The organism is Brevundimonas sp., assembly GCF_030682035.1.
In the GTDB taxonomy this organism is placed as follows: domain Bacteria; phylum Pseudomonadota; class Alphaproteobacteria; order Caulobacterales; family Caulobacteraceae; genus Brevundimonas.
This window is the reverse complement of record NZ_JAUXQZ010000016.1, coordinates 137312-156556: the sequence shown is the minus strand read 5'-3', so window position 1 is coordinate 156556 and position 19245 is coordinate 137312. Positions and strand designations below refer to the sequence as shown.

Below are 19245 nucleotides of genomic sequence, written 5' to 3'. Positions count from 1 at the left end.
CAATAGCGGCTCGATACGAGCCCACTGCGCCTCGTCCAGTTCGTATCGCTTCACACCCATCTCAGACCTCCGCCAAAGCGGAGACCTATGAATCACGCATCCGGCGATCCGGGAATCCCTGAATGTCGATTGGACCTAGCCGACCGCGTTCGCGAACGGCCTCTGGAGACCGGCGGCTCCCGACCAGAAGTAGACCTTACCTGATCCGGGATAATCAAGGAGACCGCTACAAGCTACAGCGGAGCCTTCTCCTGCGGATGCTTACCTGATTTCTGCGGAAGCAGGAAGATGAGGGCCAGGATGGCCACGGTCAAAACTGCCGAGGCCACTGGGCGGCTGAAAGCCAGCCCTCCGTGGTCGACCGGCTTGTCCAGAAAATCGCCCACAACCGCGCCCAGCGGACGGGTCAGGATGAAGGCGGCCCAGAACAACAGGACGCGATTGACGCGTGTCCAAAGGGCCAGTCCGGCGACAACGGCCAGCAGACCACCGAACACCACCGCTGCTCCCAGATAGCCCAGCCCGCCCGTATCTGCGGTCCAGTCTCCCAAAGCAGTTCCGAGGGTTTGAGACAGGGTGATGGTGAGCCAATAGAACAGCTCTACCCGAGGTTCGGAAATGTGGTCGGACGACACTGAACCGAGCGTCAGCTTCCATGCGGCCAGGGAGGCCACCACCCCCGCGAAGAGAAGAGCTGAACCGCCTGTATAGCCGATGCCCAGTGATCGGGTCGCATAGTCAGCCAAGGTCGTTCCCGCCGTCGTCGACGCGATGATCGTTGCCCAGTAGAGGAGTGGGTGGAACCGCTTCGCCCTGACCTGCAGGATCACCAACAGGGCCAAAATCGCAACGAAGATGGCGGTCCCGGTCAGGTAGCCGAGCTTCATCGTCATGCTGACGGTGTCGCCCCCCGTCTCCCCCAATGTCGTTGCGAGGATTTTGACCACCCAGAACCCCAAGGTCACTGCGGGGACCTTGGAGAGAACTTCCAGCGATCTGGCGTTGAGGCCTTGGGCTTCCGTCATATTTCACCTGTCCTGGCTCGAAGGCGCTTAAAATCCACCCCCAACACGGCGAGATTGCGCCGTCAGGGGAGAGTAAACATCACGGGTACCCAGCCGGCATCCTGAGCGTGTTCCAGCGCCTCGAACAGCGGGATCACAAGCAGGAAGGCGAGGCCGTCGCGCAGCGTTGTCAGGAAAAACGTGGGACGCACGACCAGCGTCTCCTGATCCTGCCATTTTCGGAAATCCGGCCCGAAGCGTGGAGTCCGCTGCAGATAGGCTGCGTATTGTGCACCGAACATGGTCGCCAGCCAGTCTTCCTCCCGCCGGATGGTTGCGTAGAAAACGACGAAGGCGATAACCGTGAAAAGCAGCGCCATGGTGATCGAGCCGGTTTGCGCCCCCATGCCGAAAGCCCCGATGAAGCTGAAAACGTAGAGCGGGTTACGGCTGATGGAATACGGGCCGCGTTCAACGATCTCTGCCTTTTTTCGGCCGCCGATATACAACGAGCACCAGGCGCGCCCCACGATGCAGATGCCGATCAGCGCCAGCCCAAAGGCTTCGAGCCCTTCGTGCACCATGCTCTCACCGCCGAGGGTGTGGCTTACCGCCGCCAGTGCACAGGCCGCCAGGATGCAGGCTGCGAGGATGGCCTTTCGTATGAGTTGCACACGTCGCAGGTGATTATCGTCCGGCAATGCGACCATTCCACCGATACTCCGTGAGGCTGGGGACGCCAGTCCTTGGCTTAACCGTAGCGCGTACGCCCCGTCGGCGCGCTCGTCCAGCCAACAGATGTCAGAGGTCCGCTCACCGCCCCTGTCCGCGACCCTGAGGCCGCGCCCTCATCGAGACGGGTCCGTCAGCGTGCGCTTCGCGCCGGCGCTCAATCCGGCTATAGGCGCCGCCATGACATCTCTTCTCTACGGACGCCCGCCGGCGGTGTTCGACCCGCCCGGCGCGGCGATCCAGCTTTCGCCCCTGATCCCCGGCTCGACTCCGCTTGAGGATGTGGCTGAAGGTTCGGCTGACGACATCATGGTCTACGCTCCGCCGGGCGTGCTGGAGCGGCGGTATGCCCTGGCCCTGGCGCTGAGGGCGCTGAAGCCGGGCGGCCGGCTGGACGTGATGGCGGCCAAGGACAAGGGCGGATCGCGGCTGAAGAAGGAGCTGGAAGGCTTCGGCGTTGAAGTCGGGGAGAGCGCCAAGGCGCACCACCGGCGCTGCGTCGTCATCCGGCCGCAAGCCCTGACCGGCATGGACGAGGCCATCGCCGCGGGCGCGCCCCGGCTGGTCGAGGGGCTGGACGCCTGGTCGCAGCCCGGCGTCTTCGCCTGGGACCGGATCGACGCCGGCTCCCTGCTGCTGGCCCAGGCCATGCCGTCGCTGAAGGGGGCGGGGGCCGATCTCGGTTGCGGCTACGGCGCTCTTGCGACCGTGGTTTTGGCGTCGCCTGTGGTGACCTCGTTGCGGCTGATCGATCTGGACAGGCGGGCGATCGCGGCCGCGCGAAAGAACGTCACGGACCCGCGCGCAGCCTTCGAATGGGCCGATGCGCGGACGGTCGAGGCGACGGGCGATCTCGACTTCGTCGTCACCAATCCGCCCTTCCACGACGGCGGGGCCGAGGACAAGCGGCTGGGGCAGGCCTTCATCCGTCAGGCGGCGGGGATGCTGGGCAAGGGCGGGGTGCTGTGGCTCGTCGCCAACCGCCACCTGCCCTATGAGGCTGAGCTGAACGCCGCCTTCAAACGGGTGCGGATGGCCGCCGACGCCGGCGGCTACAAGGTGTTCGAGGCGGTGAAGTGAAGTCGCCCTCGGGCTCAAGTAGCGCGAAGCGCGGTAGCCCGCCAACAAGCCGCGTGGACAAGCTGCTCGGCTCGATGGGCTATGGCTCGCGCACCGAGATGGCGCGGCTGGGTAAGGCCGGCGGGATCGTGCTGGACGGGGCCGACCTGACCGATGTGTCCAGGCGGATCGCGGTGACGCCGGACCTGCCTGTGCGGATGGAGATCGACGGCCAGCCGCTGGATCCGCCGCCGGGTCTGGTGATGATGTTGCACAAGCCGCTGGGCATGACCTGTTCGCGCAAGGAGGACGGGGCCCTGGTCTATGACGTCCTGCCGCCGCGCTGGCGGCGGCGCGATCCGGCCATCTCGACCATTGGCCGGCTGGACAAGGCGACGACGGGGCTGCTGCTGCTGACCGACGACGGCGACCTGCTGCACCGGGTGATTTCGCCCAAACGCCATGTGGCCAAGGTCTATCGCGCGACGCTGGCGCGACCGCTGGACGGGACGGAGGGCGACGTCTTCGCCGCCGGCGGCCTGGTGCTTGAGGGCGAGGACAAGCCGTTGTCGCCCGCCGTGCTGGAAGGGCTGTCGCCGACCGAGGCCCGGCTGACGGTGACCGAGGGCCGCTATCACATGGTGCGGCGGATGTTCGCGGCGGTGGGCAACCACGTCGAGGAACTGCACCGTGAGCGGGTCGGCGGGCTGGCCTTGCCGGACGATCTGGCGCCGGGAGAATGGCGGTTGCTGGATCAGACAGCGATCGACGCCATATTCGCTGCATGAGCGCCCACGCCAAAATCTGCGGCCTGACCACGCCGGACACGCTGAACGCCGCCCTCGCGGGCCGCGCGGCCTTCGTCGGGGCGGTGGTGTTCCCCAAAAGCCCGCGCCACATCGAACCGCTGCGTGCAGCGACCCTGTTCGACCGCGCCCGGGGCAAGGCGAAGATCGTGGCGGTGACGGTCGATGCAGACGACGCCCTGCTGACTGAAATCGCCCTGATTCTCAAGCCGGACCTGATCCAGCTGCATGGTTCGGAAACGCCGGCGCGGGCCGAGCAGGTACGGATGCTGACCGGGGCGGGGATCATCAAGGCGCTGCCGATCCGCACGCATGAGGATCTCGCCGAGGCGGAGGCCTGGCAGCCGTTCGCCGACCATCTGATGTTCGACGCCAAGCCGCCCGAGGGGTCTCTCCTCCCCGGCGGGGTCGGCGCGCGGTTTGACTGGGCGCTGCTGGCCGACAGGGCTTACCGACATCCGTGGTTCGTGGCCGGCGGCCTGACCGCAGACAATGTGGGCGAGGCGATCCGGATTGCGGGCGCGCCGCTCGTGGATGTGTCCTCTGGCGTCGAAACCGCGCCGGGTGTTAAGGACGCCGCGCTGATCACGTCGTTTCTCGACGCCGTCCGATCGGCCTGAATTCCGCCGCTCCCCCGCGTCAAGGCTTTGATCGTGAACGCCATCATTCCCAACCAGTACGCCATGCCCGACGCCGAGGGCCGTTTCGGCCCCTATGGCGGGCGGTTCGTGGCCGAAACGCTGATGCCGCTGATCCATCAGCTGAACGACGCGTACGAGGCGGCCAAGGCGGACCCGACGTTCCAGGCCGAGCTGGACGGCTTTCTGACCGACTATGTTGGCCGGCCCAGCCCGCTGTATCTGGCCGAACGGCTGACCGCCCACTACGGCGCGGCCGACGTCTGGTTCAAGCGCGACGAGCTGAACCATACGGGCGCGCACAAGATCAACAACTGCATGGGCCAGATCCTGCTGGCCATGCGGATGGGCAAGACGCGCATCATCGCCGAGACCGGGGCCGGCCAGCACGGCGTGGCGACGGCGACGGTCTGCGCCCGCTTCGGCCTGCAATGCGTCGTCTACATGGGCGCCACCGACGTCGAGCGGCAGTCGCCCAATGTGTTCCGCATGAAGCTGCTGGGGGCCGAGGTCGTGCCGGTGACCGCGGGCCGGGCGACGCTCAAGGACGCCATGAATGAGGCGATGCGCGACTGGGTCACCAATGTCGAGGACACCTATTATCTGATCGGCACGGCGGCGGGGCCGCACCCCTATCCGGCCATGGTGCGCGACTTCCAGTCCGTGATCGGGCGCGAGACGCGGGCCTCGATGCTGGCGCGGCGCGGCAAGCTGCCCGATGCGGTGGTCGCGGCCATCGGCGGCGGCTCCAACGCCATCGGCCTGTTCCACCCCTTTATCGAGGACGCCGGCGTGCGCCTGATCGGGGTGGAGGCGGCCGGCCGGGGGCTCGACGGCCCGGACCACGCGGCCTCCCTACAGGGCGGCCGCCCCGGCGTGCTGCACGGCAATCGCACCTATCTGCTGCAGGACGATGACGGTCAGATTCTCGAGGGCCATTCGATCTCCGCCGGGCTCGACTATCCCGGCATCGGCCCCGAACACGCCTGGCTGAAGGACATCGGCCGCGCCGAATACCGCGCCGCGACCGACGCCGAGGCCCTTGAGGCCTTCCAGCTGTGCTCGAAGCTTGAGGGGATCATCCCCGCGCTGGAGCCCAGCCACGCGCTCGCCCGGGTCGGCGAGATCGCGAAGGAAGTGGGCAAGGGGGGCGATGTGGTGCTGAATATGTGCGGGCGGGGCGACAAGGACATCTTCGCGGTGGCGAAGCATCTGGGCGTGGAGTTGTAGACGATGAAGATCGCAATGATGGCCGCGGCGGCGGCCCTTCTGGCCATGCCGGCGATGGCGCAGCAGGCCGCTCCGGCGCCCCTGCAGGTCGAAATACCGGAGATGCCGACGGCGGTCAGCGATCCGACCTGCGGCGGCCGGGTCGGCCTGGCGCAACAGGCCATGTGCGTGGTGACCACTCAGGCAGCTATCGCCGGCCTGGTGGACGTCTACAGTGCGGCCTTCGCCCGCCAGCAATGGCTTCCCGCCGGCGGTGAAGAGAACCGGGTCGTCTATGTGAGGCGCCGGGAGGGCGGCGGTTGCGACGGGTTCGAGATGATGGCCTTCGCCGACCCGGCGCGCGTTCCCGGTCCGGCCGAGCCGGCCTGGCTGGCCTTCGCCGCCATCCCCGGCGACATCTGCGCGGCACAGCCTGCAGGGGCTCCGACGCCCGCACCGGCGCAATGACCACCGCTCGAATCGACGCCCGTTTCGCGGCGCTGAAGGCCGAGGGCCGGGCCGGGTTTGTGGCCTATGTCATGGCCGGGGACCCGACACGGGAGGAGGCGCTGGAGATCCTGCGCGGCCTGCCCGCCGCCGGGGCCGACCTGATCGAGCTGGGCTTTCCCTTTTCCGATCCCATGGCCGAGGGACCGCCGATCCAGCGCGCCGCCCTGCGCGGTCTGAAGGCGGGGCTGACGCTGAAGGGGACCCTGGCGCTGGCCGCGGATTTCCGCGCCGGCGACGCCGACACGCCCGTGATCCTGATGGGCTATCTCAATCCGATCGAGAGCTATGGCTATGACGCCTTCGCCCGCGACGCGGCGGACGCGGGCGTGGACGGGCTGATCGTGGTCGACTGTCCGCCGGAAGAGGCGGGACCGCTGTCGGATGCGCTGGACGCAGCGCAGGTGTCGCTGATCCGGCTCGCGACCCCGACCTCGGACGACGCCCGGCTGAAGATCATCGCCGAGCGGACCTCGGGATTTGTCTACTATGTCTCGGTCGCCGGCGTGACCGGGGTCAAGGAGGCGCAGGCCCTGTCGGTGGCTCCGGCGGTGGCGCGGGTGCGCAAGGCCTCGGGCCTGCCGGTCGCGGTCGGGTTCGGGGTCAAGACGCCGGAACGGGCGGCCGAGATCGCGCGCGTCGCGGACGCCGTCGTGGCCGGCTCGGTGTTGGTGGACGAGGTGGCGGCGGCGCTGGCGGCGAACGAGCTCGCCGTTCCGCGCGTTCTGGCCAGGGTGAAGGCCCTCGCGGACGCCGTCCGGGGTGCGCGGGTCGCGGAAACGGTCTAAAGCGCGCTCATGGCTGACAAGACTCCTCCCAAATCCCAGGACAAGCCCCAGGAAAAACGCGGCGGCTGGCTGTCGCGCTTCGCGCCCGGCGTCCGCAAGATCGTCAGCCGGCGCGACACGCCCGACAATCTGTGGGTCAAGGACCCCGATTCCGGCGAGATGCTGTACCGCCCGGATCTGGAGGCCAGCCTGTGGGTCACGCCCTCGGGCCGGCATATGCGGATCGACGCCCCGACCCGGCTGCGCGCCACTTTCGACGACGGCGACTATGAGTCCATCGACACGCCCGGCGTGCCCGAGGACCCGCTGAAATTCTCGGACGGCAAGCCCTACAAGGAGCGGCTGGCCGCGGCGCGCAAGGCGGCGGGCCGCAAGGACACCATGGCCATCGGCTTCGGCGAACTGGACGGCACGCCGGCGGTGGTCATCGTTCAGGACTTCACCTTCATGGGTGGGTCGCTGGGCATGGCGGCGGGCGAGGCGTTCATTGCGGCGGCCCGGGCGGCCATCGAACGCGGCGTCCCCCTGGTCTGTTTCACCGCCGCCGGCGGGGCGCGGATGCAGGAGGGCGCCCTCAGCCTGATGCAGATGGCCCGAACCACCCTGGCCATCCAGGAGCTCAAGGCGGCGGTGCTGCCCTTTGTCGTTGTGCTGACGGACCCGACCACCGGCGGGGTCACCGCCAGCTACGCCATGCTCGGCGACGTGCATCTGGCCGAACCGGGGGCCCTGATCGGCTTCGCGGGGCCACGCGTGATCGAGGCGACCATCCGCGAGAAACTACCCCCCGGCTTCCAGCGTGCCGAATACCTGCAGGAAAAGGGCATGGTCGATCGTGTCGTCGCCCGCGCCGAACTGCCGGTCGTGCTGGGCAAGGTCCTGTCGATGCTGATGGGCGGGAAGCGTCGGGCGGCCTGATCGCCTTGGACCTGATCTCGGAGAGACTGAGACAACGGCATCCCCAGCGTATCGATCTGTCGCTGGAGCGGATGCGCGTCCTGTGCGCCGGTCTGGGCGATCCGCAAAACCGGCTCCCGCCCGTGGTTCATGTCGCGGGCACCAACGGCAAGGGCTCGACCGTCGCCTTCATCCGCGCCATCGCCGAGGCGGCGGGCCTGACGGTCCACGCCTATACGTCGCCGCATCTGGTGCGGTTCAACGAGCGGATCCGGCTGGCCGGCAAACTGATCGGGGACGCGCCGCTGAACGCCATCCTCGACCGGATCGAGGCTGTGGGCAGCGAGGCGACGGTGTTCGAGAGCGCCACCGCCGCCGCCTTCGTGGCCATGAGCGAGACGCCCGCCGATCTGGCCATCATCGAGGTCGGGCTCGGCGGGGTGCTGGACGCCACCAACGTCATCGAGCGGCCGCTGCTCAGCGTCATCGCCCCGGTCGATCTCGATCACGCCGAATTCCTCGGCGACAGCCTGTACGGCGTGGCGGTAGAGAAGGCGGGAATTCTGAAAGCCGGCGCGCGGGGCCTGATCGCGCGGCAGCCCGAGGCGGCCATGGCGGCCATCGAGGCGGCGGCCCGCGCCGTCCACGCGCCGCTGACGGTCATGGGAGTCGATTTCGACGCCTGGGCCGAGCGCGGCGGCCTGTCTTTCCAGGACCAGGAGCGGTTCCTCGACCTGCCGGCTCCGGCCCTGACCGGCCCGCACCAGGTCGACAACGCCGGCCTGGCGGTCGCCGTCGCTCTCGAGCTGGATCTGCCGGAGACAGCCATCGCCGAAGGACTGCGCTCGGTGCGCTGGCCGGCGCGGATGCAGCGGCTGACGGCCGGACCCTATGGCGAAACCGCCGGAGCGGCGGACGCTGAACTCTGGCTGGACGGCGGGCACAATCCGCATGCGGGGGCGGCGCTGGCGGCGACGCTGGCGGAACGTCAGGCGAAGGCGCCGCGCCCGCTGGCCCTGATCGTCGGCATGCTGGCCAACAAGGACGCCGGCGGCTTCTTCGCGTCGCTAAGTCAGTCAGGCGCAGCGGTCTTCACCGTCCCCTTCGACGGGGCGGCGGCCGAGCCGGAAGCTCTGGCGGCGGTGGCGCGGGGTCACGGCCTCGGCGCCACGCCCTGCACCTCGGTTCAGGAGGCGCTGACGCGCGCCCTGCGGCTCGGCGCCGGCCGGGTCACCATTTGCGGGTCGCTGTATCTGGCGGGCGAGGTGCTCGGCGCAAGCCGAGGGACCTGGCCGGACTGATGCCGATCAGGCCGGGCGGCGACCTCAGGCCGCGGCCGGACCGATGCCGGCCTCGGCCAGCCATTCGACGATCTTGCCCTTGGGCATGGCGCCGACCTTCATCGAGGCCATCTGTCCGTCCTTGAACAGCATCAGGGTGGGAATGCCCTTCACGCCCAGTTTCGAGGGGATCATCGGGCTGTCGTCAATATTGACCTTGGCGATGACGACCTGCCCGGCCAGTTCATCGGCGATCTGTTCAAGTGCGGGCCCGATCTGCTTGCAGGGGCCGCACCATTCAGCCCAGAAATCGACCAGAACGGGGACGGACGCCTTGAGCACGTCGGCGTCGAAACTGTCGTCGGTGACCTTGACGGTGGCCATGGGGAACTCTCCAGATCGGCCGGCCATCATGAGGTGATTCCGGCGCTTCGACAGCCGATGTGGGGCGCGGGGCCGATCAAATCAACGCACGATCTGCTCAGACCGACAGGGCGGCGTCCATCATCGCCTGCGGAACCGCCATCAACCGGGGGCCGTCGGTCCAGACCAAAGCCGCCTCGACGGCGCGGTCGGGATAGAGGTCTCGCAGGATCGCGGCATAGATCGCCAGCTGCAGCACATAGGCCGGGTCAGCGTCCTCGATGCGGGCGGGGGCGGGGCGGTTGGTCTTGTAGTCGATAACCAGCACCCGGTCAGGCGTGACGACCAGCCGGTCCATCCGCCCTGAGACCGGCGTGGTCCCGATCGACCCGGTCAGGGCCACTTCGGGCCGCGAGCCGACCCCGAACACCGGCGCGAAACGCGTGTCGTCCAGCACAGCGAAGGCGGCGGCGATCATTTCGGCCTGCTGGTTCTCGTCGAGGTCCCGTTCACGGAACAACGTCCGGACCGCCGCGTCAGGGCGTTCGGAGGCGGGAATATCGGGCAACCGTTCCAGCAACCGGTGGATCAGGTCTCCGCGCCGGAACCGTCCCAGCGGGGCGCCCGGCCCGGCGGTGGTCGCCAGCGGCGAGGGGGCCGGTATGCGCAGGATCTCGTCCATGCGCGAGGGGGCGGCGAAGCGGGCGGAGGCGTCAGGTGTGGGCGGGGTCCGGGCCCAGGCCGGGACCGGGGCGGGCGACGGAGCCGTCGCAGCGGCGGCCCCGAGTGTCGCGGGATCGACGCCGAACCGCAGCACGCCGTCGCCGATGTCGCGCACATTCAGCGGATCGTCCTCGGCCAGCCGCTCGAAGGTCCCGGCGATGACGCTCCACCAGCTCTGCGCCTCGAACCCCTCCTCGGGTCGTCTGACGGCGCGGCCCATGACCACCAGCCGGTCGCGGGCCCGGGTCAGGGCGACATAGAGCAGGCGCAGGGATTCAGCGTCGGTCCGCGCCGCGCGCGCCTCCCGGGCCGCCTTTGAGGCCGGGCAGTCGTCCCTGGCCGAGCCGGGGCACATCAGCCAGCCCTCGGCCTCCTCGTCGTCGGTTCCGGCGACGGGCATCAAGGTCGGCCCCTGCGGCTTGGCCCGCGAGGTGGTGTCCGGCAGAACGACGATCGGGGCCTCCAGCCCCTTGGCCCCGTGCACGGTCATGACCCTGACCTCGTTGCGCGCCCCCTCCATCTCGCGTTTGACCTCGACGTCGGCGGCCTCCAGCCGGGCGACGCAGGTCTCCAGATCGACCCCGCCCCGGCCTTCGGCGGCAAGCACCTGGGCCAGGGTCTCATCGATCGCCTCCTCGGCCTCGCGGCCCAGCCGGGCGAGGATGCGGGCGCGGCCCGAGACGCCGGTCTCGTCAATCCGGTTCAGCAGGCCTGAGAAGAAGGCGAACGGATCGCGATCACGGGCGTCCAGCGCCGCCTGGGCGAAGTTACGGGCGTGGCGCCATTGGGGCTGTTCGTCGGCGCGGCGGCAAAGCTCGCGCCACAGCGACCGGCCCTCACGGACTTCTGCGTCGGCCAGCGGATACAGGCTGTGGCCGTCGCCGAAATCGCTCACATCGCAGAACGGGCTGCGCAGCATCTCGGCCAGGCTGAGGTCGTCATGCGGATAGAGGGCGAAACGGGCGACGGCGATCAGGTCGTCGAAGACGATGTGGCTGCTCAACTTCAGCCGGTCCGCCCCGGCGACGGGCACGGCCTCGGCCTTGAGGGCGCGGATGATCTCCTCGAACAGGGCGTCGCGACGGCGCACCAGGATCAGGAAGTCGCCCCAGCGGGCCGGTCGCATCGTCGGCCCGCCCTCCGGCCGACGGGGATCGTGCACCGCTGTGCCGGCCTCGACCTGCCGGCGGATGTCGCGCGCCAGCGCCTGGGCCAGTTGCTTGCGGCCGCTGCGCGAGTCTTCCTTGTCGACCGGCGCATTCCAGGCCTCGCGGTCGGGCGCAGCGGGGTCATGAAACAGGGGCCACAGATCGACGGCGCCGTGCTGATCGACGCGCGTCGGCTGGTGCGCGGGGATGTCGCCGCGCGCCCCGACCAGGGCGCGGGTGCGCTCGGGGCCCTCAAAGGCCGCATCGACGAAGGCCAGAACCTCCTCGGTGGAGCGGAAAGAGGTGTCGAGCGGAACCTCCTCGAACCGGCCGCCGGCGCCGTGGGCGAGGGCCGCATAAGTCTGGGCCTCCTGCCGCAGCCGCTCCGGCCGCGCCCCCTGGAAGGAATAGATCGACTGTTTCTCGTCGCCGACGGCGAAGACGGTGCGCGGGATGCGGGGGAGGTCCTCGATCCGGCGCGGCGCCCCGGCGCCCGAGAAGAACTCCTCGGTCAGGGCCTTGAAGATGGTCCACTGGTCCGGCGCCGTGTCCTGGGCCTCGTCGACGAGGACATGCTCGATGCCCCCGTCCAGCTTGAACAACACCCAGGCCGAGGTGGAGCGGGTGGTCAGCAGGTCGACGGTGCGGACCACCAGATCGGAGAAGTCCAGCGCGCCCTGCGTCTCCTTGGCCGCCTCGTAGAGGGCGGCGTGGGCGTGGGCCAGGGTCAAGGCCTTGACCGTGTCGTCGGCGACCCTGGCGGCGCGCATCCGGTCCAGCACGGCGCAGTATTTCAGCGAGACGGTCTCGAGGTAGGCGGCGGCGCCGGGCGGTGCATTGCGGGTTCCGAATTTTGTCCGAGCCTCGCCTTTGGAATCGATGAAGACGGGCTTCATCGCCGCCATCGTCGCGCGCGGCGGGACCGCCGCCCGCATCTGGGTCGCGATCTTCTGATCATTGGCCGAGCCGGCGGCGAAGCCGTCGGCGGCGGCGGTCCAGTCGGCGGGATCGAGCCAGTTCAGGAAGTCCGTTTCGAGACTGTCGGGGGTCTCGTCTTCCGCGACGCCGGCCAGGGCGTGGGGTCCCGGCGTGAGCCGGGCTGTCCAGCGTTCGACGTAGCGAACCAGCTTGCCACGCTCCGACTCGATCATGGCCAGCAGGGCGTGGAAGGATTTCCAGTCCAGCTCCACCGCGAAATGGGCGTAGGCGGCGCCCAGCCGTCCGTCAGGATCGGCGAGGGCGGCGAGGGCGAGATCCTCGCGCGCCTGTTTCGACAGGGCGACCGCCGCCTCATTCTCCAGCACCTCGAAGGCGGGAGACACGCCGGCTTCGAGCGGGAAGCGCCGCAGCAGCTTTTCGCAGAAGGCGTGGATGGTCTGGATCTTCAGCCCGCCCGGCGTCTCCAGCGCGCGTGCGAACAGGCGGCGCGCGTCCGACAGGTCGGCGGCCGTCAGTCCGCCCGAATCACGACCGTCCAGCTTGGCCAAGTCGGTGCGCAGTTTGTCGTCATCCATCACCGCCCATTCGCCGAGCTTTTTAAACAGCCGGGCCTGCATCTCGGCGGCGGCGGCCTTGGTGTAGGTGACGCACAGGATCTCGCCCGGCCGCACCTTGCCCAGCAGCAGGCGCGCCACACGGTTCACGAGGGTGGTGGTCTTGCCCGAGCCGGCGTTGGCGGTGACGAACACCGACAGCCGCGGATCAGCGGCGGTGATCTGGTGGGCGCGGGCCTGGTCGAGGGGCGCCAAGATCGACGGGACTTGTGTCATTCGGGGGCTTCATCCTCGCCGCCGACGACGTGCCATTCCCAGACCCGGGCGAGGTGGTCGTAGTTGCCCCCGAAATTACCCATGAACTGCGGGGCCGCCCAGGAGACATAGGGTCTGGCCTCGTCGTCGAAGGCGGCGACGCCGTCGATCAGGCGCGCCAGCTCCCGGTCGGCCAGTTCAGCGGCGGTCAGGGGCTGGTTGCGAGTGATCTTGCCGACATCGATCGCCTCGCCCCCCACTTCCACCTTTTCCCGCGCCTTGCGCCCGGTGACCTTGACGTAGAGCAGTTCCGACGCCGGCGTCGGCGGCGCGCCCGCGAAGCCGCCGTCGGCCAGGATGGCGGCGGTCAGCGTCAGCTGGGGCGCGAAGCCCTGCGCCACCTGTTTGGCGCTGGGCGTCGACCCGGTCTTGAAGTCGATGACGGCGGCGCCCTGTGCATCCAGTTCGATGCGGTCGGCGCGGGCGGTCACAGTGAATGGCGCGAACGGCGCGTCGAAGGTCATTCGCCCGGATTGTTCGATCAGCAGGGTCGCGCCGCGCGCCCGCCGCTCGCCTTCCCAATTCGCCAGCCATCGGGCGCAGTTTCTCGCCAGCGGCGCCTCGCGGGCCATGGCGTGATCCTCGAAACCGGCGGCGTCCAGCGCCTCGCGCAGGAAGCCTTCGATCTGGTCGGCGCAATCCTCTGGCAGAGCCTCGGGCCAGGTCAGAACCACCCGTTCAATCGCCTTGTGCACGGCGTCGCCGCGCGCCATGGCCTCGGCCGAGGCGCCGGGTCGTTCCAGCTTGCGCAGTCCCAGGATGCGCTGGGCATAGACCGCATAGGGGTCGCGCACCCAGCGTTCGACGCCGGTGACCGGCATTTCCCGCGGGCGCCGTCGGACCGGCGGCGTCGGGGCGGGGCGACGCTGATAGCGCGGTGGTCCCGCTACCGGGACATCCAGCATTCGGGCGGTCTCCAGCAGCGGCGACGGACGGTACAGCGTCACGGGCGTCTCCGGCGCGTCGGCGCCGCGCGTCAGCATCTCCAGCCGCCAGAGCCAGCGCGACTTGACCACCGGCTGGCCGCCCCGGCGTTCCGAATGGACCAGAATCACTTCGTCGGAACAGGCTGCCTGAACGAAATCCTGCGCCGTCTGACCGAGTCTGCGTTCGGGCGGCGGCAGGCCCAGGGTCGCACGCATCGGCCGCGACAGGAAGGGATCGGTCGGCGCCGCATTGGGCCAAACGCCCTCCTCCAGCCCCGCCAGGATCATGCGGTCGGCGCGCACCAGCCGGGCCTCAATCGCGCCGAGGATGCGCAGCCGGGGCTGGTTGGCGCCGCCGGTGCGCACCGTCTGCTCATTCAGCAGGTCGTGGACCAGTTGGGCGAGGTTCGCGGGCGAGACCGCCCCCATGGAGCCCCCGCCCTCGATCAGGGCGGACAGCAGGGCGGCGGCGGCCTCGCCGTCAGGCCCGGCCCACCCGTCCTGACCCGCGAAGGCCTCGATCAGCCGGGTCAGGACCCGGGCGGCCTCGTCTAGGGCGACGTCAGGGGTGAAAGGCGCGCGAACCTCGGCGGACAGGGTTTCCAGCCGGTCCAGCAGGACGCCGGCGGTCGCCAGCCGAGCGAGGGCCGACCCTGACGGAGCCTTGCCGTCGTCTCGCGGTTGACCGGCCCGGGTCAGGACGGCGCGGGCGCGGGTCCAGTCCCGCAGGCGCGGGCCGCGCAAGACGTGCTGTTCCAGCGCCCTTACGGCGACCTCGTATCCGGTCTCGCCGAGGTCGAGACAGGCAAGCGGCTGTTTCAGCAGGCCCAGCAGGGTGTGCGGGTCCAGCGGCTCGGCGATGAAGCGGGCGCACAGGTCGACCAGCCGGCCGGCGGGCATGCGCAAGAGCGGCTGACCGGAGGAGACATCGGCGCTGATCCCCCAGCGCTCCAGCCGGGCGGCGACGCGTCGGCCCAGAGCCAGATCGGGCGTGACGAGGGCGCAGGTCTTGCCCGGCGCCTCAAGCGCCTCGCGCATCATCAGAGCCAAGGCGCCGGCGGCGTCTTCCTCGGCGCGGACCGTCACCACGGACAGGCCCTCAAGGCCCTCGGCGATCGGATCGGCGGACTGGCTCCGGAACGCCGTGGCGCGCAGGTCCCGGATCAGGGTGCGCCAGTCGTCGGTGGAGTCGGCCGGACGCAGGGCTTCGTTCAACAACCTCTGCCGAGCGCGTCCGCGCGCTTCGATCGCCGGATCCTGCGTCGGGCGGAACCACGGACGGACAGCGTCGCGCGGGACCGAGTGCCGGTCGAGCAGTCGCCACAGGGCGTTCTGCGGATGCTGTTCATTGTCCCCCAGCTGGTCCCAGACCGAGGGAGCGAGATCGAAATCAAGGCCGGGCAGGACGACGCAGCCGCGCGGGGCCCCGGCCACGGCGGCCAGCACATCGGCGGCGGCGGGGGCGCTGCCGGTCGAGCCGGCGGCGATAACCGCCTGGGTCGGTGGCCGTTCGGTCCAGGCGTCGGCCAGCAGGCGCAACAGCCGCGCCCTCCGCCAGGCCGGATCGACCAGTCCCATGGCCTTGAGCCGCTTGGGCCAGGCTTCGACCGCGAGACCGAGGAATTTCGCGGAGTCCTGCCAGTGTTCGGCCAGATCGCCCTCCACCAGGGTGGCGACGCGGGCGATGTCCTCGACCTCTTCCAGCTGGCAGGAATCGAGGAAGCCCCCCAGGGCGTCGGCCATCTCCAGCGCCCGCAACGGCGACAGGCCGGGGCTGAAATCCTCGACAATCATCCGCGCCATCTCGAACCGGCGGGTCAGGGGCGCGATGGCCGGCGGCAGGTCGAGTCCCAGTTCACCCGGCGCGAACGGCGGCTCATCCTCCTCCAGATCGCCCAGCGGTCGAACCTGGGGCAGCAGGATCGGCCGCCCGCCGGCCTGTTTGGTCAGGGCGGCGGTGAAGGCCCGCGCCGCGCGGCGGTTGGGCAGCAGGATGACGGCGTCGGACAGGGCCTCGGGCGGATGCTCGCCCAGCCAGTCCAGCACTCCGGTCGCGAGATCGTCGAGAAAGGGCCGCCGTGCTTCGATTGCGTACCAGCGTGGACCTGATGCTGTGAATGGATCGAACCGGGCGGTCATCCGCCCGCCAGTTTCGCCTCGGCCGCGTCGCGGGCCTGAGGATCGCCGACGTGCATCCAGTCACCGTCCAACACGCAACCGTACAGCCGTCCCGCCGCCGCCGACCGACGCCAGAATCCGCTCAGGGAGAAGGGGCCTTCGGGACCGTCGGCGACATAGCCGGGCCGGCAGATGTGGACGCCCATATAGGCGAACGGCGCTTCGGCTGCGTCGCCGCGGAAGGTCAGGCGCCCCCCTTGTCCGGGCATGTCATCGGCGAGGAAGAAATCGCCGCCGCCCTCGAAGCCGATCGCGCCTTCGCGTCTCGCGAGAAGAAGCGCCGCATCCATGATTGACGGATTCCACAGGCGCGCGAGTTGATTCAGGGCGCTGTCGCCGGGCGCGCCATTGTCGGTCCAGACGCTGTCGATATTGGCCACGAAGACGGGGCCGGCGCCCAGCAGCGGCGCCGCCTTCTTCAGGCCGCCGCCCGTTTCCAGCAGTTCGGCGCGCTCGTCGGAGATGACGATTTCCGGTCCTCGTCCACGCGTCGAGAGATGCGATTCCAGCCGCTCGGCGAACCAGTGGACATTGACGACGGCGCGCGTGACGCCCGACTCGCCCAATCGGTTCAGCACATGGTCGATCAGGGCCTGTCCGGCGACCTCGACCAGCGCCTTGGGCCGGTCGTCGGTCAGCGGCCGCATCCGGGTGCCGAGGCCGGCGGCGAGCACCATGGCGGTGGTCGGGGCCGTCACGACCGGGCCTCCATCGGCACATATTCGTCAAACCATTCCCAAAGGCGCTGATCCGCTTCGGGGAGATTGGCTGTCAGGTGGTTCCACATCCGGGGCATGAAGGCGGCATACCGGTCCTTTCCGTCGCGAACGATCAGACGGGCGAAGATGCCGAGAATTCGGGCCTCGTTGAGCGTCGCCAGAGCGGCGTAGTCGCGCATGAAGGTTTCCCGGTCCAAGCTGGGCCGGAGCGCGAAATAGTGGTTGAGCGCCAGTGCCTCCAGTGCGGGTGAAACATCACGACGCGCGTCCTGAAGCAGGGAGTGGAGGTCCCAGCTCGGATGGGCGAGGACCGCGTCCTGGAAGTCGATCATGCCGACGCGGGCGGGGCCGTCGCGATCAGGCAGCCAGATCAGATTCTCCGCGTGAAAGTCGCGGTGAGCCATGACGGTCGCTTGGCGTTCGGCATGCTCGACCAGCCCGGCCCAGGCGTCGTCCCATTTGGCCAGCGCCATTTCGGAAAAGCGCAGCTCAGGTTTCAGCCGCGGAATCCATTCGATGAACAGGTCGGCGCCGCCCTTCAAGGCGGTGCGGTCATAGACCTGCAGCGGCCAGTCGCCGGCTGGTCCGCTGAGAATTTCGGGCGCCGGCGCCTCCTGCAACCGCACCAGGGCCTCGATGGCGGCGAGGTACAGCGTCGTTTCGTCCTGACCGTCTTCGATCACGCGGGCGAACAGGGCGTCGCCGAAGTCTTCAAGCACCGCCAGACCCGCTGCGGCGTTCAGCGCCGGAATCCCGGGTGCGGAAAGTCCGACGCTACGCATGTGGTCGGCGACGGCGGCGAAGGCCTCGATTCGACCGGCGGAAAGACGGGCGGTCGCATTCCAGCCCTCGGTCCTGCGGCGCTCGGGCGACCAGGAGGGATCAGCCGGCGGGCTCTCGGCGGCGGCGACCTGATCCATAAGCATCAGCGACTGGCCGTCGGTCGTGGTCAGCCGCTCGTAGCGTCGTGTTGAGGCGTCTCCGGCCAAAGGCGTGCGGACGGCGTCGGCGAGGCCGGCCGTCTTCAGGAAGTCGAGGCGTTGAAGCTCACGGTCAGACATGCAGATCCTTCAGCTTGGTCTCCCACGCCCCTGCGCCGGAAACGGTCGCCAGCCGGCCTTCGCCCTGTTCGGTCAGCATCACGGTCAGCCGATCCGGCCCCAGCCAGTTCGACGGATCGTCACCCAGCCGCTCGGGCCATTCAATCACGGCGCAGCCCTCGTCCAGCGCCTCGTCCAGCCCGATCTCCGCCGCCTCTTCGGGGCGGGTCAGGCGGTAGAGGTCGAAATGGGCCACGGGCGGCGCGCTCTCATAGAACTGCACCAGGGTGAAGGTCGGCGAGGGCACATCCTCGTCGGGCCGGGTCGAAATTTTCAGGAGGGCCCGGATCAGGCCGCGCGCCAGGGTCGACTTGCCCATCCCCAACGGGCCGTACAGCAGCACCGCCTCGCCCGGCGCCAGCCGCGGCGCGATGGCGGCGCCCAGACGCGTCGTGGCTTCGGCTTGCGGCAGCGTCCACGTCCGGCTCATGCGAAGTCGGCGTCCGGCTGGCTGGGCAGAACCCGTTCGGTGAAGGCCTTCAGCCCGTAGGTCGCCTTGACCGAATCGATATCGAGCCGCGAGGGCGGGACCGGCTTGCCGACCTTGAGCTGGAAGGCCTTTCGCTTCTTGTTCAGCAGCTCGTGGAACAGGGTGATGTCGCGCAGCTCAGGCGACACCCGGTCGAACAGGTGGAACAGGGTCGACTTTGGCCCGGCGACATGGACCGGAACCACCGGCGCATTGTATTTGCGCGCCAGCGAGGCCGCCGTCGCGGCCCATTCCGGATCGGTGACCGAGCCGTCGCGCGCGACCCGCGCCAGTCGGCCGGCCGGGAACATGACCACGCAACGCTCGGCCTCGAACGCCTCCTTCGCCGCCAGCAGGGTGGCGCGGGTCTTTTCACGCGTGCGCTTCTCCACCACCCACTCGACCGGGATGACGGCCTCGCCGAGCCGGGGCGAAACGCGCAGGGCGTCGGCGTTGGCGAAGAAGACGGCGTCGGCCCGTCGCGCGCGGATGGCGTCGAACACGGCGATGCCGTCGGCGATCCCCGTCGGGTGGTTTGCTACGATGATGCAGCGGCCGCTGGCGGGGATCCGATCAGGATTCATCACCGCGACGCGCAGGTCCATCAGGTCGCTCATATAGTCGAGCGCGCCGGAACCCGAGAGCGACCTGACCGCGTCGGCCATGCGCACGGCGGCGCGATAGTTGAGCAGCTTGTAGAGGAACGGCCGTATCACCGGCCAGAACAGCGACCGGGTCAGACGCGGCGCGCGCTCGGCGATCAGCACGTCGCAGATGTGCTGATCGCCGCGGGTCGGCGTGAGGGCGACGGTCTCGGTCATTCAACGCCGGTTGTCGCCGCTTGCGCCGCGCACGGCAAGCGGCTTGGCGGCGCCGCCCGCCGTGTTAAGT

The 19245-nt window shown here is 69.3% G+C and carries 17 protein-coding genes; 8 read left to right on the top strand and 9 right to left on the bottom strand.

The window, feature by feature from the left end:
* Window positions 1–233 precede the first annotated feature (233 nt).
* Entirely contained in the window at window positions 234–1025 is a 792-nt protein-coding gene (locus Q8K49_RS03840) for a hypothetical protein (protein ID WP_305304194.1), read from the bottom strand.
* Between the two features lie 62 nt (window positions 1026–1087).
* Window positions 1088–1714, bottom strand: coding sequence for an isoprenylcysteine carboxylmethyltransferase family protein (locus Q8K49_RS03835; protein ID WP_305304193.1), 627 nt, complete (start codon window positions 1712–1714; stop codon window positions 1088–1090).
* 202 nt (window positions 1715–1916) lie between these two features.
* On the opposite strand from Q8K49_RS03835, the gene Q8K49_RS03830 reads away from it, so the two are divergent.
* From Q8K49_RS03830 to Q8K49_RS03795, 8 genes are all read left to right on the top strand, one after another.
* Window positions 1917–2816 carry a class I SAM-dependent methyltransferase gene (locus Q8K49_RS03830; protein ID WP_305304191.1) on the top strand — a complete coding sequence of 300 codons (900 nt, stop codon included), beginning with the start codon at window positions 1917–1919 and terminating at the stop codon, window positions 2814–2816.
* 74 nt (window positions 2817–2890) lie between these two features.
* The gene (locus Q8K49_RS03825; RefSeq protein WP_305304204.1) at window positions 2891–3583 is read left to right on the top strand and encodes a pseudouridine synthase; all 693 of its coding nucleotides are present in this window, start codon (window positions 2891–2893) and stop codon (window positions 3581–3583) included.
* Window positions 3580–4221: a phosphoribosylanthranilate isomerase gene (locus tag Q8K49_RS03820; protein WP_305304189.1), complete on the top strand. Its 642-nt coding sequence runs from the start codon at window positions 3580–3582 to the stop codon at window positions 4219–4221. The genes Q8K49_RS03825 and Q8K49_RS03820 overlap by 4 nt, the downstream gene beginning before the upstream one ends.
* A gap of 63 nt (window positions 4222–4284) precedes the next feature.
* The gene (gene trpB, locus Q8K49_RS03815) at window positions 4285–5469 is read left to right on the top strand and encodes a tryptophan synthase subunit beta (RefSeq protein WP_370867724.1); all 1185 of its coding nucleotides are present in this window, start codon (window positions 4285–4287) and stop codon (window positions 5467–5469) included.
* Window positions 5470–5472: 3 nt separating this feature from the next.
* The gene (locus tag Q8K49_RS03810) at window positions 5473–5916 is read left to right on the top strand and encodes a hypothetical protein (RefSeq protein WP_305304185.1); all 444 of its coding nucleotides are present in this window, start codon (window positions 5473–5475) and stop codon (window positions 5914–5916) included.
* Window positions 5913–6743: a tryptophan synthase subunit alpha gene (trpA, locus tag Q8K49_RS03805; protein WP_305304183.1), complete on the top strand. Its 831-nt coding sequence runs from the start codon at window positions 5913–5915 to the stop codon at window positions 6741–6743. The genes Q8K49_RS03810 and trpA overlap by 4 nt, the downstream gene beginning before the upstream one ends.
* Before the next feature lie 9 nt (window positions 6744–6752).
* Window positions 6753–7661 (top strand): acetyl-CoA carboxylase carboxyltransferase subunit beta, encoded by a 909-nt coding sequence (locus Q8K49_RS03800; protein ID WP_305304182.1) that lies wholly within the window; start codon window positions 6753–6755, stop codon window positions 7659–7661.
* 5 nt (window positions 7662–7666) lie between these two features.
* Window positions 7667–8941: a folylpolyglutamate synthase/dihydrofolate synthase family protein gene (locus tag Q8K49_RS03795; RefSeq protein WP_305304180.1), complete on the top strand. Its 1275-nt coding sequence runs from the start codon at window positions 7667–7669 to the stop codon at window positions 8939–8941.
* A gap of 24 nt (window positions 8942–8965) precedes the next feature.
* Here the strand turns inward: Q8K49_RS03795 and trxA are convergent, their stop codons facing one another.
* The 7 genes from trxA to Q8K49_RS03760 form a co-directional block, all read right to left on the bottom strand.
* Window positions 8966–9304 carry a thioredoxin gene (gene trxA, locus Q8K49_RS03790; RefSeq protein ID WP_305304178.1) on the bottom strand — a complete coding sequence of 113 codons (339 nt, stop codon included), beginning with the start codon at window positions 9302–9304 and terminating at the stop codon, window positions 8966–8968.
* Between the two features lie 97 nt (window positions 9305–9401).
* Window positions 9402–12923: a double-strand break repair helicase AddA gene (addA, locus tag Q8K49_RS03785; protein ID WP_305304177.1), complete on the bottom strand. Its 3522-nt coding sequence runs from the start codon at window positions 12921–12923 to the stop codon at window positions 9402–9404.
* Window positions 12920–16027 (bottom strand): double-strand break repair protein AddB, encoded by a 3108-nt coding sequence (gene addB / locus Q8K49_RS03780; protein ID WP_305304176.1) that lies wholly within the window; start codon window positions 16025–16027, stop codon window positions 12920–12922. The genes addA and addB overlap by 4 nt, the downstream gene beginning before the upstream one ends.
* The gene (gene murU / locus Q8K49_RS03775; protein WP_305304202.1) at window positions 16024–16743 is read right to left on the bottom strand and encodes an N-acetylmuramate alpha-1-phosphate uridylyltransferase MurU; all 720 of its coding nucleotides are present in this window, start codon (window positions 16741–16743) and stop codon (window positions 16024–16026) included. The genes addB and murU overlap by 4 nt, the downstream gene beginning before the upstream one ends.
* A gap of 17 nt (window positions 16744–16760) precedes the next feature.
* Entirely contained in the window at window positions 16761–17846 is a 1086-nt protein-coding gene (amgK, locus tag Q8K49_RS03770) for an N-acetylmuramate/N-acetylglucosamine kinase AmgK (RefSeq protein WP_305304175.1), read from the bottom strand.
* Complete coding sequence (gene tsaE, locus Q8K49_RS03765; protein WP_305304173.1) at window positions 17839–18315, bottom strand: tRNA (adenosine(37)-N6)-threonylcarbamoyltransferase complex ATPase subunit type 1 TsaE; 477 nt, start codon at window positions 18313–18315, stop codon at window positions 17839–17841. The genes amgK and tsaE overlap by 8 nt, the downstream gene beginning before the upstream one ends.
* The gene (locus tag Q8K49_RS03760; RefSeq protein WP_305304172.1) at window positions 18312–19175 is read right to left on the bottom strand and encodes a GNAT family N-acetyltransferase; all 864 of its coding nucleotides are present in this window, start codon (window positions 19173–19175) and stop codon (window positions 18312–18314) included. The genes tsaE and Q8K49_RS03760 overlap by 4 nt, the downstream gene beginning before the upstream one ends.
* Window positions 19176–19245: the final 70 nt, after the last annotated feature.

Coding starts and splice junctions, on each gene's coding strand:
- trpA (WP_305304183.1), top strand. CDS start 5,913: ATGACCACCGCTCGAATCGACGCCCGTTTCGCGGCGCTGAAGGCCGAG.
- Q8K49_RS03800 (WP_305304182.1), top strand. CDS start 6,753: ATGGCTGACAAGACTCCTCCCAAATCCCAGGACAAGCCCCAGGAAAAA.
- addA (WP_305304177.1), bottom strand. CDS start 12,923: ATGACACAAGTCCCGTCGATCTTGGCGCCCCTCGACCAGGCCCGCGCC.
- trpB (WP_370867724.1), top strand. CDS start 4,285: ATGCCCGACGCCGAGGGCCGTTTCGGCCCCTATGGCGGGCGGTTCGTG.
- Q8K49_RS03825 (WP_305304204.1), top strand. CDS start 2,891: ATGGGCTATGGCTCGCGCACCGAGATGGCGCGGCTGGGTAAGGCCGGC.
- Q8K49_RS03760 (WP_305304172.1), bottom strand. CDS start 19,175: ATGACCGAGACCGTCGCCCTCACGCCGACCCGCGGCGATCAGCACATC.
- addB (WP_305304176.1), bottom strand. CDS start 16,027: ATGACCGCCCGGTTCGATCCATTCACAGCATCAGGTCCACGCTGGTAC.
- Q8K49_RS03810 (WP_305304185.1), top strand. CDS start 5,473: ATGAAGATCGCAATGATGGCCGCGGCGGCGGCCCTTCTGGCCATGCCG.
- Q8K49_RS03830 (WP_305304191.1), top strand. CDS start 1,917: ATGACATCTCTTCTCTACGGACGCCCGCCGGCGGTGTTCGACCCGCCC.
- murU (WP_305304202.1), bottom strand. CDS start 16,743: ATGGTGCTCGCCGCCGGCCTCGGCACCCGGATGCGGCCGCTGACCGAC.
- tsaE (WP_305304173.1), bottom strand. CDS start 18,315: ATGAGCCGGACGTGGACGCTGCCGCAAGCCGAAGCCACGACGCGTCTG.
- amgK (WP_305304175.1), bottom strand. CDS start 17,846: ATGTCTGACCGTGAGCTTCAACGCCTCGACTTCCTGAAGACGGCCGGC.
- Q8K49_RS03835 (WP_305304193.1), bottom strand. CDS start 1,714: ATGGTCGCATTGCCGGACGATAATCACCTGCGACGTGTGCAACTCATA.
- Q8K49_RS03840 (WP_305304194.1), bottom strand. CDS start 1,025: ATGACGGAAGCCCAAGGCCTCAACGCCAGATCGCTGGAAGTTCTCTCC.
- Q8K49_RS03820 (WP_305304189.1), top strand. CDS start 3,580: ATGAGCGCCCACGCCAAAATCTGCGGCCTGACCACGCCGGACACGCTG.
- trxA (WP_305304178.1), bottom strand. CDS start 9,304: ATGGCCACCGTCAAGGTCACCGACGACAGTTTCGACGCCGACGTGCTC.